We start from the raw sequence: 15,321 nt of genomic DNA, 5'->3' as shown, positions 1-15,321 counted from the left end.
AGTCTCATTCGTTTTTGGTCCTGAGTATTTTCATCGACTCTGCCATTGCAGCTCTAAATCGTGGCGCACGCCAGTTGGTCAAGACATATCTGCATAGTCGTATTCGCAACGCATGCTTTTCCTGATGTGTAAGGCGGCTCAACATTTCCCTTAGATAACGTAGATTAGTGCGGCGTGCGCGAAGTAGGGTATAGATATTATTGCGCGTGATGTTTCCTGCGATACATCCATCAACAATCGGCTTTAAAACCCCGAGGCCAACCCAAAGCGAGGCTATGCGGTGTCCCATGAAACGGCACCTTATCTTTTCCACATTATCTGATTGAAACAAGCAGGCATGCATTGCGTCAAGCTGGGATGATGGATCATAGAATAAATACACCTTTTCGGCGGACTTGATCATATCAGGTGCATACCCGTAGCGGTTGGTAAAATTACGTCTCCACACCTTCCTATAGCGCGTTTCCCAACCTGCAATATCACGATCCAATGTAGCTTGGGGGCTGATGCAGATGACTGTCGCACCCGGAGCAGCGTTTGAAAATGCGCATGCTGCATAAGCCCCCATGGATGCTCCATAAAATACAACTTTTTCGAACCTCTCAAAAAACCCCTCTGTCTTGAGGCCATCGAAAAAATCGAAAACAGCGTCATCTCGATACCATGTCCACTCATGGGCCATCAGCCCCATCACAGACCAGTTTCGAGATTGAATATAGGAAAACCCCCATGGCATACGGCCCTCGCCACGCTTGTAGACGTCATCAAGGTTATCAAAGGTGACGATAAGCGTCCGACCTGCTTCAGCAAACAGAACCGAATGCTGATCCCCCAAGCGTTTGAAAAAACCTTGCTCACGGCCAATCCCTTCTAACCGGTTTTGCCAATCGTCCTTTGTTTCTTCAGGTAAGCCAGTGTTTTCAACTGCCATCTTGCCATCCCTACTCAACTGACCAGTTCAAAATGTTTTGTTGCCTGACAGGCTAAAACCAGATGTGTCAGCGCTTGTGAATGACGACAATCTGATCACGCTTGCGTTTGTTAAACCCCGCCTGAAACATGAAACACCCCGACATATCGGGACGAAGCGCGTTGAATTCAGCAGCAATCGCTGGATCAGAATGGTTGAACACACCGCTGGCTTGATAGTTATAAAATAACTCTGCGGTCTTGGTAATCCCGGATAACTCCATTGCGCGCGGCTGCCAGCGCAAATCCTCGACAATATATAGGCCACCTGAATTAAGTTTGGGGAACAGTTCAAGAAAAGCATTCTGTTGATGATGAGAGGCATGGGACGCATCATCAATGATGATGTCGAAATTTGGCATCTCTGACACATGCGCTGCTATATCGCTTCGCACGCCCATGTCGCAGCGATAGAATGAAAACCGGTCATCCTTGAACCACGAGAAGTCCGAGACATCCAAACCATGTATGTGTGCCTTGGTAAAGTATTCCAACCACATCCGGATGGATGGCAAATCACTGGTTTTGCGATCTGCATCAACCCCATGTTCAGGACCGCCAATGAGAAGACCCATCTCAAGGAAATTGATCTTACGCGCACGAAACGGAAGGAAAAGCATCTGATACAGCTCCGTATAGCGATGCTTTGTAGACCCCTTATCTGACCCATACTTATCGGCTATATCGGTCAGATTGACCTGCCCCCTGCCATATTTTTCTACTGCGGGAACAGGATGGATATTCTGTTGAACGGCAGGGCTTTGCTTGAGCGGTGGTAATGGCGCGTCCTCCGGGATAATGCAATGTTTCGTAAGCAACTTGCCAAGCAGGCTTTTGGGGTGGGGTATACCGCCTTCGGCCTGAACCAAGCGCGCGCGCATACGTCTTCCATACAGATGCACCGAGGACGTATTTGCAGTAACGTATACGCTGGCATCGAAATTTGGCCGCAGCATCAAACGGCGATCCTTGAATGTGAATGGATAGAGTGCATCCTGTGGCAGTGCATATCGCACTTCACCGGTTTTTCGCAGAAAGTGGGTCACGGCATGTGGACCCCAAACACCCCATGGTTGCTCGCTGGCATGAACTGGATTGCCTGCATCCACTGCATCATGAAGCTCTTGTGTGTAAGCATCACCATACCATGTCGGGATTGCGAACTCATCGCTCGTAAATTCCAATAGCGCCTGCAAAGTTTCACTGTTCTGCGGCAGACCAAGGACACCACCATTGACGTGCTTATCAGACTCCCACCCATAGAAATGACCATTCACTGTCTCGAACGGCCGCATGCAATAAGCGTCGGTATCCGCCCAGATCATTCGGTCGTTCTTTTGTAACATCCAGTAGCGGAAAAGGTCCGAATGGAGCGCTGGGCTGCCGGTGCGTTCATGGGTCAGGAAATTTGTTCGAGGCAGGATGTCAGAAGCATCCGCCAACTCGATCCCGTCTGGTACATTCTGCAAGGGACCGTAGTGATACAATTTGACATGATGCCCGGCATCAACAAAAGATTTTAGGCAAAGCTGTTCCAGAAAGCTCAGCGGACCTTCCATCCAGAGCGCGCCAATCTGATATTCTGTTTTTGTCATCGACCGACCTCAAATCATTCATTCGCAGGAAGTTATTTCAATTTTTCGAGACTTGATACCAACAATTCTTGGTAGGTTAAGGTCAAGCGCACTATTGTTGCTCAGCGTGTTTCAAACGAATTCAATTGTAGAAAATGAACCGTTTCGTTTATGCTGAAGGACATATTTAATCGGAGGGCGCAGATTGGACGGCAATACGCCAGAAATCAAGAAAGGCCGTAAATATGCTCAAGTGGTAGCTGGTGCCCGGAAAGTATTTCTGGCCGAAGGCTTTGAGGGGGCAAGCGTTGATTTGATCGCGCGCGAAGCTGGGGTATCCAAGGCGACGCTCTACAGCTATTTCCCGGACAAGCGTGTGCTGTTTGTTGAAGTTGCTAAGGAAGAATGCGCCCGTCAGGCAGATCGCGCCCTGCGTGTGGACGTTGAAGATATTCCCGTTCGTCAAATGCTGGTCGGTGTGGGGCGCAAAATGATGGAGTTTCTGACGTCCCCTTTCGCGCAACGTATTTTCCGAATTTGCGTCGCCGAATCTGATCGTTTTCCCGAACTTGGCCAGGAATTCTACATGTCTGGACCAAAGCTTCTTGAGGACCGGCTGACAGAGTGTTTCGAGCACGCCTGCGCAAGGGGTGAGCTAAACATCGATGATGTACGTATGGCCGCACGACAGTTTCAAGAATTAATGAAAGCAGATGTTTTCATCAAAATGGTATTCAACATCATCGATAAACCTGAGCAGCACGAGATAGACCGCGTGATCAACGGTGCAGTTGACATGTTTCTTGCGCGCTACGGTGTCTAAAGTTTTCTAAACATGACGAACGCATCCACGAATCCCTCAGTCGGGTGGTGGAAAGCATCGGGAAGGCGCCCTACAGTTTCAAAGCCGTAATCCTGCCAGATCGCTATTGCGCGGGTGTTGGATACAATAACGAAATTGAATTGCATCGCCAGAAAGCCAACTGCCTTCGCGGTCTCAAGCGCATGTTCAAGCATTGCACGGGCAACACCTCTGCCGCGGGCCATGGGTGACGTGACAAAGCCGCAATTGCAGACATGATCCCCTCCGCCCTGTTGATTAGGGCGCATATAGTAGGTTCCGAAAATGTCACCATCCTGCGCGACAAACGCTTTGTGAGGCTGTCCCAACCAATAGGAAAGGGCGTCATCCCGCGTGATATCCTGCGGCAATGTATAGGTGTCGCCCGCGCGAAAAACAGGCTCTAACATAGCCCAAATAGCGGTCTCATCCTCAGCCGTGGCAGGACGGATAATCACAGATCAGAACTCCACGACGGCTCTGATTGATTTTCCCTGGTGCATGAGGTCGAAGCCTTTGTTGATGTCGTCGAGGCCCATTGTGTGGGTGATCATCGGGTCGATCTCGATCTTGCCCTCCATGTACCAATCCACGATCTTTGGCACATCGGTCCGGCCGCGTGCGCCGCCAAAGGCCGTGCCGCGCCAGCTACGCCCTGTCACCAGTTGGAACGGGCGGGTGGCAATCTCGGCCCCTGCCGGGGCCACGCCGATGATAATGCTCTCGCCCCAGCCCTTATGCGCGGCCTCCAGTGCTGTGCGCATCACCCCCACATTGCCCGTCGCATCAAAGGTGTAATCCGCCCCGCCACCGGTCAATTCCACCAGATGAGCCACCAGATCGCCGTCCACCTCGGAGGGGTTGACGAAGTCGGTCATGCCAAAGCGGTCCGCCATGGGCTTCTTGCCATCGTTCAGGTCAACACCCACGATCTGATCCGCCCCGGCCAGTCGTAACCCCTGAATGACATTCAACCCGATGCCCCCCAGGCCGAACACAATCGCGGTGCTGCCGATCTCGACCTTGGCGGTGTTGATGACCGCCCCGATGCCGGTCGTCACGCCGCAACCGATGTAGCAGATCTTGTCAAACGGCGCGTCCTCGCGCACCTTGGCCAGCGCAATTTCGGGCAGAACCGTGTGATTGGCAAAGGTCGAGCAGCCCATGTAATGCAGGATCGGATCGCCATCGAGCGTGCTGAACCGGGACGTGCCATCGGGCATCAGCCCCTGCCCCTGCGTGCTGCGGATCGCCTGACACAGGTTGGTCTTCGGGTTCAGACAATACTCGCAGGTGCGACACTCGGGCGTGTAGAGCGGGATCACATGGTCGCCCTTCTTCAGCGAGCTGACGCCCGCGCCCACATCAACCACCACGCCCGCGCCCTCATGACCCAGAATGGCCGGAAACAACCCTTCGGGATCCGCACCGGACAAGGTGAACTCATCCGTGTGACAAATCCCCGTCGCCTTGATCTCAACAAGAACTTCCCCCGCACGCGGACCATCCAGATTGACGTCCATAACCTCCAATGGCGTCCCAGAAGCCAATGCAACCGCAGCACGTGTGCGCATGATCCAATCCCTTTTTCTACATATCTTTTCTGTAACACTATCTGTGTCGCCAAGGTCCGGTGAACGCAAGTATAAAGGCCGTTGCATTCATGCTATCCGGATCAGCCTATCGGGTGCGAATGTCTTGACCAGCGCACATTCCCCCGCTTTGTGTATCCGATCGGCAGAATGGAATCACGCGTGGCAAAACCGAGCACGAAGAAAGACCCTAAAAAGAAAACACCTGCAAAGAAAAAGAAGAAATCTCTTTTCTGGTGGATCGGCGTCATGCCCGTTATCGCAGTGCGATGGGGTATGCGATTTATCGTCGTGGTGGCGATGATGGTTATTCTGGCCGTCGGTCTTTATGTCGTCATCAATCCCCCTACGACAGCTTATATTATCTCCGAGGGGTTACGCCTTGGCAGTGTGCGCCGGGAATGGCGGGACTTCGAGACGATCTCCGCTCATATGCCACGGGCTATCGTGGCGGCAGAGGACGCAAATTTCTGTAATCACTGGGGGTTCGACATGGATGCTATCCGGGATGCGCTCGCCAAAGGTGGGCGACGCGGTGCCTCAACGCTATCTCAACAGACCGTCAAGAATGCTTATCTCTGGCATGGTCGTAACTGGACGCGCAAAGCAATGGAGGCAGTTATCACGCCGGTTGTCGAGGCCTTCTGGTCCAAGCGTCGCATACTGGAGGTCTATATGAATATCGCTGAGTTTGACGAAGGCGTCTTTGGCGTAGGGGCTGCATCACAATGGTATTTTGGGGTCGACGCCAAGGATCTTAGCCTTACACAGGCGTCTAGGCTTGCAGCGATACTGCCCAACCCTAAAGGTCGATCCGCGTCGCGCCCTACGAATTTCGTGCAAAAACGTGCGCGGAGCATTGCGTCAGGGGCTCAGACAATAAGGGTTGATGGGCGCAGTGCCTGTTTCGAAGGTTGAAAAACCCACGCAAGCTTGCCATGACAGATCATCGAAGTTGATTGGTTGGATACCTGTATGAACCGTCTCTATCATGTGCCGCTATCGCCTTTTTGCCGTAAGGTGCGTCTTGTGCTTGCCGAAAAGAAGGTAGAAATCGAGCTGGTCGAGGAACGCTATTGGGAAGAGTCCATTGAGTTCATGCGCCGCAACCCCGCAGGTAAAGTGCCGATCCTGAAGATTGACAGCCAGGTTCTTAGCGAAAGCCAGGCGATCTGTGAATATCTGGAAGAAACCATTCCTGAGCCGGCATTGATGCCGCGCAAACCTGAAGACAGGGCCGAAATGCGCAGATTGGTTTTCTGGTTCGATGACAAGTTTCATCAGGAAGTAACGTCCAAGCTGCTTTATGAACGGGTCAATAAGAAGATCATGGGACAAGGCTATCCCGAAAGCCGCAACGTGAAACTGGGAGCGCAGAAGATCAAGTTTCACATCGACTATATGGGTTGGCTTCTGGAACAGCGGCGTTGGTTGGCTGGTGACACAATGACCTTGGCTGATTTCACAGCGGCAGCGCATATGAGCTGTCTGGACTATATTCGCGACGTGGATTGGAACCGGAACTCCCATGTGAAAGACTGGTACGCCAAGATCAAATCGCGCCCTGCTTTCAGATCAATTCTGGCCGATCAAGTTCCAGGTTTTCCGCAGCCGTCCCATTATGCGGACCTTGATTTTTGACTCTGAAAGTTCGTTTGCAGGATCAGGCTTTGTCCGAGGGCTTCGCCAAAATGCGCGTGTGCCGGCCCAGTGACATAGAGCACGCCGCTGGCCGTTTGGTAGAATTTGTGAACAAGGGCTATCACGGTCAGATGGGCTGGATGGCCGAGCGGATGGAGTGGCGAGGCGACCCATCTGCGCTTTGGCCTGAGGCCCGATCCGTCATTATGTTAGCAGAGCTTTACACGCCAGATCATGACCCGATGGCGATTTTAAAGCAGAAGGACCGGGGCGCAATTTCGGTTTATGCTCAGAACCGCGATTACCATGATCTGGTCAAGAAACGACTGAAGCGGGTGGGGCGTTGGCTGCTGGAACAGGCCGAAGGCGAACAGATCAAGGTTTTTGTGGATACTGCGCCTGTTATGGAAAAGCCTTTGGCACAAGCGGCAGGGCTAGGCTGGCAAGGTAAGCATACCAACCTTTTGGCGCGTGATCTTGGCAACTGGTTTTTTCTTGGCGCAATTTTTACCACTGTGGAAATAGAGCCTGACACTGCGGAAATTGACCATTGCGGCAGCTGTCGGGCTTGTCTGGATATATGTCCGACCGATGCGTTCCCGGCCCCTTACAAGCTGGATGCGCGCCGGTGTATTTCTTACCTGACGATCGAGCATAAAGGACCCGTAGACACGGAACTTCGCGAAAAGCTGGGGAACCACATATACGGCTGCGATGATTGCCTTGCAGTTTGCCCATGGAACAAATTCGCGGCTGATGCCCGCGACATACGTTATGCGGCACGCGATGATCTGGCAAACCCCAAACTGTCCGAGCTGGCGATATTGGATGATGCAGGGTTTCGTGCAAAGTTCAGTGGATCACCCATCAAACGTATTGGCCGCAACAGGTTCGTCCGTAACGTACTTTATGCCATAGGAAACTCTGCCATACCGGCATTGCAGCCTACGGCTTTGATCCTTTGTGATGATATGGATGAAACCGTGGCCGATGCCGCACGATGGGCAACTGAGCGGTTGGAGCACGCGCAATGACCCATATGCTGAGCTTTGGGCACGGGTATTCAGCCCGCGCGTTGGCAAAACGACTGCATCCAAAGGGGTGGTCGATCACAGGCACAACGCGAAACGAGGAAAAGGCTAAACAGCTTCGCATTGAAGGTATTACACCGCGCCTTTGGCCAGGGGATGATCTAACCGATGATATCGCGAAAGCCACGCATCTGCTGATCTCTGCTGGACCGGATGCTGCGGGTGATCCTGTGCTGAACCTGCTGAAGGGTCAAATTGCTAAACACGCCAAACAGTTTGCGTGGGTGGGGTATCTATCCACAACCGGGGTCTATGGCGATCATCAAGGCGGCTGGGTGGACGAGACCACGCCTCTGAACCCCAGTACAGAACGTGGAAAGCACAGAGTCTTTGCAGAAACCCAATGGCAGGCGCTGGCGCGTGATACTGGTCTGCCGCTGCATATCTTTCGATTGGCAGGCATCTATGGGCCTGGAAGAGGTCCATTTTCCAAGGTGCGCAATGGTACGGCAAAACGGATCATAAAACCGGGCCAAGTGTTTAGCCGCATTCATGTGGATGATATTGCTCAGGTTTTGGAAGCCTCGATCCGGCAACCCAACCCTGATGCGGTTTACAACCTCTGTGATGACGACGCTGCACCACCTCAGGATGTTCTGGAATACGCTGCCAAACTTCTGGATGTACCCATTCCACCCGCAATAGCCTTTGAAAACGCTGAAATGAGCCCAATGGCCCGTAGTTTTTATGCGGAATCGAAGCGTGTGCGGAATGACCGGATCAAAACAGAACTCGGCGTTGAATTGCTCTATCCCGACTACCGCACTGGTTTAGAGGCCCTTTTGGCTCATGATCAGTGATCACAAACGTGTCATATATGCTCAATAGACCCTATTTATAGATTTTCCCGATTCCTCGATAGGCGGATTTACGCTAGTGTTTTCCAAAATATAAATCGGGACAGGGTCTATATATGTCTTTCAGAATTATTCGCAGTGTCGCCTTAGTGATGGTTTTATTCTTATCGGCCTGCTCTTCCAAATTCATCAATTATAATGGTCCCGAAGTCACCAGAGTTGAAGTTTTCAAAAACGCTCGCATTATGAACCTATATCATGGCGATAGCCTTCTAAAGCGCTACGCTGTCGATCTGGGGTTTGGTGCAACTGGTCATAAGCAGTTTGAGGGCGACGGCAAAACGCCTGAGGGTCGATACACAATTGATCGACGCAATCCGGAAAGCTCTTTCTACCTGTCGCTTGGGATTTCATATCCGAATGAACAGGACATTGCCTATGCAAAATCCATTGGCAAAGATCCCGGTGGTGATATCTTTATTCACGGTCAACCCAATATTACAGGGCCGCGTGGCCCTGATTGGACGGCAGGGTGTATCGCGGTGACCAATAAAGAAATGCGTCAGATATATGCCATGGTTAATGATGGTACGGTTATCGACATTTTCCCCTGACCCCGGTCGCTCAGTTCCCGTAATTACAAAGAAAAAGCCCCAGCACATCCACCGGGGCTTTGCTGCTTCTTGAAGCGGGGAAATTATTCCTCAGCCGCTTCCTCTTTCTTGATCTCTTCGCCCGTCTCTTGATTGACGACTTTCATCGATAGGCGAACCTTGCCACGGTCGTCGAAGCCCAGAAGTTTGACCTTCACTTCCTGACCTTCTTTCAGAACGTCTGAAGGATGGTTCAGGCGACGATTTTCGATCTGGCTGACATGGACCAAGCCGTCGCGCTTGCCGAAGAAATTCACGAAGGCACCGAAATCGACCAGCTTCACAACCGTCCCGGTGTAGATCACACCTTCTTCCGGCTCTGCCACGATTGAGTGGATCATGTCATAGGCTTTCTTAATCGCTTCCCCATTGGGCGAAGCAATCTTGATCACGCCGTCATCATTGATGTCGACCTTGGCACCAGAAACCTCAACGATCTCGCGGATAACCTTGCCGCCTGAACCGATGACTTCGCGAATTTTATCCGTTGGCACCTGCATCGTCTCGATGCGGGGCGCATGGACAGAGAAGTCGCCTGCCTCAGTCAGCGCTTTGGACATCTCACCAAGGATATGCAAACGCCCCTCTTTGGCCTGCGCCAGAGCCGTTTTCATGATCTCAGGTGTAATACCCGCGACTTTGATATCCATTTGCAAAGACGTGATACCATTCTCGGTCCCGGCGACTTTGAAGTCCATGTCACCAAGGTGGTCTTCGTCACCCAAGATATCCGTCAGAACTGCGTAGGATCCGTCGTCTTCCAAGATCAGGCCCATAGCAACGCCCGCCACTGGCGCTTTCAACGGTACGCCGGCATCCATCATGGACAAGGAACCACCGCACACCGACGCCATCGAACTTGAGCCGTTGGATTCGGTGATCTCGGACACAACCCGGATCGTGTAGGGGAAATCCGTAGGCGCTGGCAAAACAGCCTGCAATGCCCGCCATGCGAGCTTTCCATGACCAACCTCGCGACGGCCGGGAGGGCCGAAGCGACCAACTTCGCCGACCGAATACGGCGGGAAATTATAATGTAGCAGGAAGTTTGATTTATACGTGCCTTGCAGCGCGTCAATCATCTGCTCGTCATCGCCAGTGCCTAACGTGGTGACAACCAGACCTTGTGTCTCGCCACGGGTGAACAGAGCAGATCCATGGGTCCGTGGCAGAATGCCAACCTCAGATTCAATCCCACGCACTGTATCCAATGCACGCCCGTCAATACGCTTCTTGTTCTTGACGACATCGCCGCGCAGAACCGTCGATTCCAGCTTTTTCAAAGCAGAACCGAGGTTTTCATCCTCTAGCTGTTCTTCTGTCAGCTTGGATTTCGCTGTTTCTTTTGCCGCAGCAACGGCCGAAGTACGCTCTTGCTTATCGGTGATCGCATAGGCCGCGCGCATCGCCTTTTCGCCCGCTTTCGAGACGGCTTTGTACAAGGCCGAATAATCTGGCGGTGTGAAATCGAATGGCTCTTTCGCACAATCCTCAGCAAAGTCGATGATCAGATCAATCGCTGGCTGGATTTGCGCATGAGCGAACTCAACTGCGCCAAGCATCTCATCCTCGGTCAGCTCATAGGCTTCCGATTCAACCATCATCACCGCGTCTTTGGTGCCAGCGACGACCAGATCAAGGCGCTGTTCAGGGTTGGCGCGCAGGTTGTGCATGTCATCAAGTTCGGGGTTCAGGATGTATTCGCCGTCCTCAAAACCTACACGGCATGCCGCGATTGGTCCCATGAAAGGGGCGCCGGAAATGGTCAGCGCTGCCGAGGCCGCAATCATCGCAACCATATCCGGGTCATTAACCAAATCATGTGAAAGCACCGTGCAGATCACCAGAACTTCGTTTTTGAAGCCCGGGACGAACAGCGGACGGATCGGACGGTCGATCAAACGCGATGTCAGCGTCTCTTTCTCGGTCGGACGCGCTTCGCGCTTGAAAAAGCCGCCAGGGATTTTACCGGCGGCGTAGTATTTCTCGTTATAATGGACGGTCAGCGGGAAAAAGTCCTGCCCCGGCTTTTGTTCTTTTGCAAATGTTACAGCGGCCATAACGGAGGTCTCGCCATAAGTGGCAATTACGCAGCCATCAGCCTGACGCGCAATCTTGCCGGTTTCGAGTGTCAGCGTCTCTTCGCCCCACTCGATGGATTTCTTCGTTTCGTTAAACATATATCGTTTCCTGTCTGGGCCAATCTCGGCGTTCCGAGTGCCCGTTTGAATGGTGGCCCCATTGCCACCGACCCCTTGATCCTTTGCGTGGGCGCCGGGGTCAGGGCGCTACGTCTCAGATGAAGCAGCCCTTACAGTAGATTAGATAGTTTGGGAAGTGCCTGACACATTATCGCAAAATCATAGGCTTTGTTGAAGGCGAGCACTCTGCCAAAGCCATGTCCAATGAAATCGCAATACGGCATTTGCAGACAAAACATTATACCTAACGATAGCCGAATGTTCTGTCGGGGATTTCTTCTTTAAACGGGGCAATGCGGATACCGGGGGTTTGTCCATACCACTCATGTTTATGGCCTCCGATCTGTACAAGACGTTCTTTTGCCTGAGTAGAGCTTTCCTTACCCTTTCGCTTTAGCACGATAAGGTTTCGCCTTAGCCAAGACAAAGTAGCCAACGCACGCATACCTAAGCTGTCATTCAAATCAGCAACCCAACCGCGCTTTTCCCAAAGATCCAGAACCTCTGTAATGCTGCGGCAGTTTATGTGACCGTTTCCGGGTTGTGTCGGTTCTGCCATGGAGAACAGAATTAAGTCCTTGGCGTGCCGAGCAATATTATCGAGCGCGATATCAATGGCTTCAGGCTTCAGATGCTCGATGACTTCGATGCACATGACCAGATCAAATTTTTTGCCGACATCGAGAGGATTCTGTAAATCGACCTTATCGTATTCACTCTCGCCAAGTGCTGTTGCGGATAGTGGGATACCATCGACGCCATATATTTCATCGACATCCAGCGTTTTTAGAAATTGCAAATATCCACCGACGCCACAACCGACGTCGAATACCTGTTTCGGCTCATATTTCTCAACAAGGTAGCGAAACGGTGAATCATCCAAGAACAAATTATCCCAATGCCACTCATTATTGAATGCATTAGTGATATTCGACTGATCTGAGATTGAGGATTGACCAGCATTGACGAGTTGGAAGTCTTGCTGCTCAACGAGGTTGTTTGCCGCCGCGATCAGCACATCAGGGTCGAAAAATTTGCCATCAGAATATCTTCGGGTAGGATCAATATGATGTTTGACAGCAACCACGTTGTCGTTAAAAGGTTCGGTCTTTTCATCCTGCGCGTATGCCAAGGCTTCATTGGTAAGGACGTACGGTTGCTCCAGAACACCTGGTGTTTGTGCCAAATCGTGTATATGTTTCCAATGATATCCTTCAGTCTGCAAATTGCCTTCAGAATTCCGTGCAAGATTCGCTTTCCATCCGATAACCCCCTTGGCTTTAAGCTGGTTAACGCTTCGCAGCGGAACATGCATGAGCTTCAAATCCTCAAGCACTTGCGTGCGTAATAGCACCCCCTTGCGAAATACTTCATGACTGCCTTGACCTATAGTGATGGCCGGATCAATTCGGCCACCGAACCGCATAATTGATTTGTAGAATTGTGGTTGTTCTTTCTTCCGCCGCAAAGTCATACGTGCCAGAGGATCTTCACCAAGTTCTGCGAGAGGATCAGGGATCAGTGTTTCCCAGGGAAGCTGCGCTGCTTCGCCAATCGGAACGTTTGACAATGACTCTAGAAACGCTTCTTTATTGGGGCTTTTGATAAATTCATCGGCATCAAGAAAAGCGAAGAAATCAGCGAAGCATACTGATTGTACGCAATGCATAGTTGCGGTGGTAAATTTTGCTTGCCGATAGGCCGTTTCCGGCTGATTGGAAACTACAATATTCCCAAGCTCACGGGCGCATTCAAAAAGGATTTCGCGTGTTCGATCTGCTGAATTATTATCCAGAACAACCATCAAATCGAAGAACTTGTAGTTATGCCGCAGAAAGGGCTCAATGATATCCTGCTCGTTCTTTATTATTGAAATGCAAACACTAGGAAGTACGGGCAAGTTCTGAACTGTCGGATCATTTTTAAACCCGTCGGCTAAAGCGCGGCGTATTATGTTCTTAAGACGTCCCATGCTTTTCTTTCTCGAACTTGACCGCACTTTTGCAAGGCAAAGTATAAGTGCCGTGGTCAGCGTTGTCCATTTGTTCGGAATGCTCAGATGCAAACAGAAACGCCCGCCGAAATGGCGAGCGTCTTTCAAAATTCAAATATTAAGCTGTCGAATTTAACGACGAATGCCCAGCTTTCCGATCAGGTCGGTGTAGCGCTGTTCTTCTTTGGCTTTGAGGTAGTCCAATAGCTTCCGGCGCAGAGCGACCATTTTCAGAAGACCACGACGACCGTGGTTGTCTTTCTTATGGGTCTTGAAGTGTTCTGTCAGCGTGGTGATGCGCGAGGTCAGAATGGCAACCTGAACTTCCGGCGAGCCAGTGTCGCCTTCTTTGGTTGCAAATTCTTTCATCAGACGTGCTTTTTCTTCAGCAGTGATCGACATCGGGGTCTCCTTCATTAGGTTAAGGGTTATGGCGCAAGCCGGGATGTCGTCCAGCAAGGCCCGTGGAGTGTCTGCGCAATTGCAGATGGCGCGTATAGGAGGTTTTGGCGAGAAAGGAAAGCCTCGATTTGAGCCTCAGACAAAATGTTCAACCCAAACTCAATGTTGCAGAAAAAACCTTTCAAAACATGCGATCACTGCCGCCGGATTTTCTTCCATTACGAAATGTCCGCTTATGCAGCTTTCTATCGTTAAGTCCGGTGCCCAATCACGCCAGACACTGCCTGGATCACCTGTCTGGGCGGGAAAGCCACCCTCGCCGTAAAGAAATTTCATTGGGCATTGAATCTGCCTTCCTTTGGCGCGGTCCGCTTCGTCCAAAGCCCTGTCAAATGTTGCCCCTGCCCGATAATCTGCGCACATCGCATGAAGTCGCGCAGGGTCTTCTGCTTGCGTCCGGTAACTTTCCAAAGCTGCGGGCTCGAACACATCCAGCGATTTGTCCAACACCCATGCGCTTAGTGTCCAGTCTATATAGCTGCGTGCGTCAGCGCCGATCATCCTTTCCGGTAACGGGGCATCCTGCGCCAGAAACGTCCAGTGATATGCTTTCATCGCTAGATCAGCGTTCCAAGCTGCCCAGAAATCGCCTGTAGGCACAATCTCAATGATCCCAAGCTTCAAGACTAGTTCAGGGTGATCCAACGCCATTCGATACGCGACCCGTGCCCCGCGATCATGACCCAGAATGTAGGCGCTCGAAAGTTGCAGCGCATCCAGCAGGCCAACAATATCGCGCGCCATCTGCCGTTTGGAATATACGCTATGCGCGTCATTATCCGCAGGCGCGTCGCTTAGACCATAGCCCCGTAAATCTGGCACGATACACGTGAAGGATTTTGCAAATTGGGCGGCCACCTTTGCCCAGCAATGATGATTCTGGGGATAGCCATGCAGCAGCACCAATGGTGGGCCAGATCCGCCGATCTGCACATTTAGGGTCAGGTCGCCGACATCAATCCGTTCCTCGGTAAACCCGTCAATCATGACCAGACCTCGGGCTGTTGTGCATAAGAGATATAAAGAGGGTGCTTTGGATGCCCTGCTTTGCTCAGCCCCAGATGATAGAGCGGTTTGTCGCGTTGCCGCATTAACTGTTCAACCGCTGGCCCCCGGCCCAGATGCGCTCCATGGGTGCCCCACCCGCAAAGGGTCTGATCCGCCCAGTCAGCAGCCTCAAGGATCACCGCGTCATTTCCTTTGCCCACAGGCTCTGCGGCCTTGCGCATGGCAAATGGGTTCGTATCGCGCCATGCGAAAATATTGCAGACCCTAAAAGCCCCAAACCCAAGGGCGCGTGCGCGCCTTTCGCACCGCTCCACTGTGGGATCGTTTTGTACTTCGTCAGCCGTAGAGGGGTTCAGCATTACGAACGCAATTTTGCGACCGGACTGGTCCCAAACCCGCGTAAGAGAATAGCGGTACAATTCACAAGAGGAATAGATCGCAGTGCTTGTAGTAGTATTGTTGTTTGTATGCGTGCGGGTGATCATGGGCCAGAGACTGG

15 protein-coding genes are annotated in these 15,321 nt (G+C 51.8%); 6 read left to right on the top strand and 9 right to left on the bottom strand.

Going from position 1 to position 15,321, the window contains the following annotated elements; all coding sequences use genetic code 11:
- Positions 1–4: 4 nt before the first annotated feature.
- Both ACZ1HF_RS15065 and ACZ1HF_RS15060 read right to left on the bottom strand, forming a co-directional pair.
- Complete coding sequence (locus ACZ1HF_RS15065; protein ID WP_472658281.1) at positions 5–931, bottom strand: phosphoadenosine phosphosulfate reductase; 927 nt, start codon at positions 929–931, stop codon at positions 5–7.
- A 67-nt stretch (positions 932–998) separates the two neighbouring features.
- Positions 999–2,564: a hypothetical protein gene (locus ACZ1HF_RS15060; protein WP_472658280.1), complete on the bottom strand. Its 1,566-nt coding sequence runs from the start codon at positions 2,562–2,564 to the stop codon at positions 999–1,001.
- Between the two features lie 184 nt (positions 2,565–2,748).
- On the opposite strand from ACZ1HF_RS15060, the gene ACZ1HF_RS15055 reads away from it, so the two are divergent.
- The gene (locus ACZ1HF_RS15055) at positions 2,749–3,366 is read left to right on the top strand and encodes a TetR/AcrR family transcriptional regulator (protein WP_472658279.1); all 618 of its coding nucleotides are present in this window, start codon (positions 2,749–2,751) and stop codon (positions 3,364–3,366) included.
- Here ACZ1HF_RS15055 and ACZ1HF_RS15050 read toward each other — a convergent pair.
- Both ACZ1HF_RS15050 and ACZ1HF_RS15045 read right to left on the bottom strand, forming a co-directional pair.
- A complete protein-coding gene (locus ACZ1HF_RS15050; protein ID WP_472658278.1) occupies positions 3,363–3,842 on the bottom strand; it encodes a GNAT family N-acetyltransferase in 480 nt (159 codons plus the stop codon). The two genes, ACZ1HF_RS15055 and ACZ1HF_RS15050, sit on opposite strands and share 4 nt — an antisense overlap.
- A gap of 3 nt (positions 3,843–3,845) precedes the next feature.
- Positions 3,846–4,958, bottom strand: coding sequence for an S-(hydroxymethyl)glutathione dehydrogenase/class III alcohol dehydrogenase (locus ACZ1HF_RS15045; RefSeq protein WP_472656442.1), 1,113 nt, complete (start codon positions 4,956–4,958; stop codon positions 3,846–3,848).
- A gap of 180 nt (positions 4,959–5,138) precedes the next feature.
- On the opposite strand from ACZ1HF_RS15045, the gene mtgA reads away from it, so the two are divergent.
- From mtgA to ACZ1HF_RS15020, 5 genes are all read left to right on the top strand, one after another.
- On the top strand, positions 5,139–5,894 hold the full coding sequence (mtgA, locus tag ACZ1HF_RS15040; RefSeq protein ID WP_472658277.1) for a monofunctional biosynthetic peptidoglycan transglycosylase: 756 nt from the start codon (positions 5,139–5,141) through the stop codon (positions 5,892–5,894).
- A 57-nt stretch (positions 5,895–5,951) separates the two neighbouring features.
- Positions 5,952–6,617, top strand: a complete 666-nt coding sequence (fzlA, locus tag ACZ1HF_RS15035; RefSeq protein ID WP_472658276.1) for an FtsZ-binding protein FzlA — start codon at positions 5,952–5,954, stop codon at positions 6,615–6,617.
- Between the two features lie 2 nt (positions 6,618–6,619).
- Positions 6,620–7,651 carry a tRNA epoxyqueuosine(34) reductase QueG gene (gene queG, locus ACZ1HF_RS15030; RefSeq protein WP_472659061.1) on the top strand — a complete coding sequence of 344 codons (1,032 nt, stop codon included), beginning with the start codon at positions 6,620–6,622 and terminating at the stop codon, positions 7,649–7,651.
- On the top strand, positions 7,648–8,508 hold the full coding sequence (locus ACZ1HF_RS15025; protein WP_472658275.1) for an SDR family oxidoreductase: 861 nt from the start codon (positions 7,648–7,650) through the stop codon (positions 8,506–8,508). Before queG ends, ACZ1HF_RS15025 begins: the two co-directional genes overlap by 4 nt.
- 113 nt (positions 8,509–8,621) lie before the next feature.
- Entirely contained in the window at positions 8,622–9,119 is a 498-nt protein-coding gene (locus ACZ1HF_RS15020; protein ID WP_472658274.1) for a L,D-transpeptidase family protein, read from the top strand.
- An 83-nt stretch (positions 9,120–9,202) separates the two neighbouring features.
- On the opposite strand, the gene pnp is transcribed toward ACZ1HF_RS15020, so the two are convergent.
- From pnp to ACZ1HF_RS14995, 5 genes are all read right to left on the bottom strand, one after another.
- On the bottom strand, positions 9,203–11,338 hold the full coding sequence (gene pnp / locus ACZ1HF_RS15015; RefSeq protein ID WP_472658273.1) for a polyribonucleotide nucleotidyltransferase: 2,136 nt from the start codon (positions 11,336–11,338) through the stop codon (positions 9,203–9,205).
- Between the two features lie 265 nt (positions 11,339–11,603).
- A complete protein-coding gene (locus ACZ1HF_RS15010; RefSeq protein ID WP_472658272.1) occupies positions 11,604–13,331 on the bottom strand; it encodes a glycosyltransferase family 2 protein in 1,728 nt (575 codons plus the stop codon).
- Positions 13,332–13,484: 153 nt separating this feature from the next.
- Entirely contained in the window at positions 13,485–13,754 is a 270-nt protein-coding gene (gene rpsO, locus ACZ1HF_RS15005) for a 30S ribosomal protein S15 (protein ID WP_472658271.1), read from the bottom strand.
- A gap of 159 nt (positions 13,755–13,913) precedes the next feature.
- Positions 13,914–14,801 carry an alpha/beta fold hydrolase gene (locus ACZ1HF_RS15000; protein ID WP_472658270.1) on the bottom strand — a complete coding sequence of 296 codons (888 nt, stop codon included), beginning with the start codon at positions 14,799–14,801 and terminating at the stop codon, positions 13,914–13,916.
- Positions 14,798–15,307, bottom strand: a complete 510-nt coding sequence (locus ACZ1HF_RS14995; RefSeq protein WP_472658269.1) for a DUF1643 domain-containing protein — start codon at positions 15,305–15,307, stop codon at positions 14,798–14,800. The genes ACZ1HF_RS15000 and ACZ1HF_RS14995 overlap by 4 nt, the downstream gene beginning before the upstream one ends.
- Between the last annotated feature and the right edge of the window lie 14 nt (positions 15,308–15,321).

This window comes from Litoreibacter sp. GN1-5 (assembly GCF_055693805.1).
This window is presented reverse-complemented; position numbering and strand designations above follow the sequence as displayed.

What these genes read in the sequence shown, in the direction of transcription:
- rpsO (WP_472658271.1), bottom strand. Translation starts at nt 13,754, where the DNA reads ATGTCGATCACTGCTGAAGAAAAAGCACGTCTGATGAAAGAATTTGCA.
- ACZ1HF_RS15060 (WP_472658280.1), bottom strand. Translation starts at nt 2,564, where the DNA reads ATGACAAAAACAGAATATCAGATTGGCGCGCTCTGGATGGAAGGTCCG.
- fzlA (WP_472658276.1), top strand. Translation starts at nt 5,952, where the DNA reads ATGAACCGTCTCTATCATGTGCCGCTATCGCCTTTTTGCCGTAAGGTG.
- pnp (WP_472658273.1), bottom strand. Translation starts at nt 11,338, where the DNA reads ATGTTTAACGAAACGAAGAAATCCATCGAGTGGGGCGAAGAGACGCTG.
- ACZ1HF_RS15010 (WP_472658272.1), bottom strand. Translation starts at nt 13,331, where the DNA reads ATGGGACGTCTTAAGAACATAATACGCCGCGCTTTAGCCGACGGGTTT.
- ACZ1HF_RS15025 (WP_472658275.1), top strand. Translation starts at nt 7,648, where the DNA reads ATGACCCATATGCTGAGCTTTGGGCACGGGTATTCAGCCCGCGCGTTG.
- ACZ1HF_RS15020 (WP_472658274.1), top strand. Translation starts at nt 8,622, where the DNA reads ATGTCTTTCAGAATTATTCGCAGTGTCGCCTTAGTGATGGTTTTATTC.
- ACZ1HF_RS14995 (WP_472658269.1), bottom strand. Translation starts at nt 15,307, where the DNA reads ATGATCACCCGCACGCATACAAACAACAATACTACTACAAGCACTGCG.
- ACZ1HF_RS15065 (WP_472658281.1), bottom strand. Translation starts at nt 931, where the DNA reads ATGGCAGTTGAAAACACTGGCTTACCTGAAGAAACAAAGGACGATTGG.
- ACZ1HF_RS15045 (WP_472656442.1), bottom strand. Translation starts at nt 4,958, where the DNA reads ATGCGCACACGTGCTGCGGTTGCATTGGCTTCTGGGACGCCATTGGAG.
- ACZ1HF_RS15000 (WP_472658270.1), bottom strand. Translation starts at nt 14,801, where the DNA reads ATGATTGACGGGTTTACCGAGGAACGGATTGATGTCGGCGACCTGACC.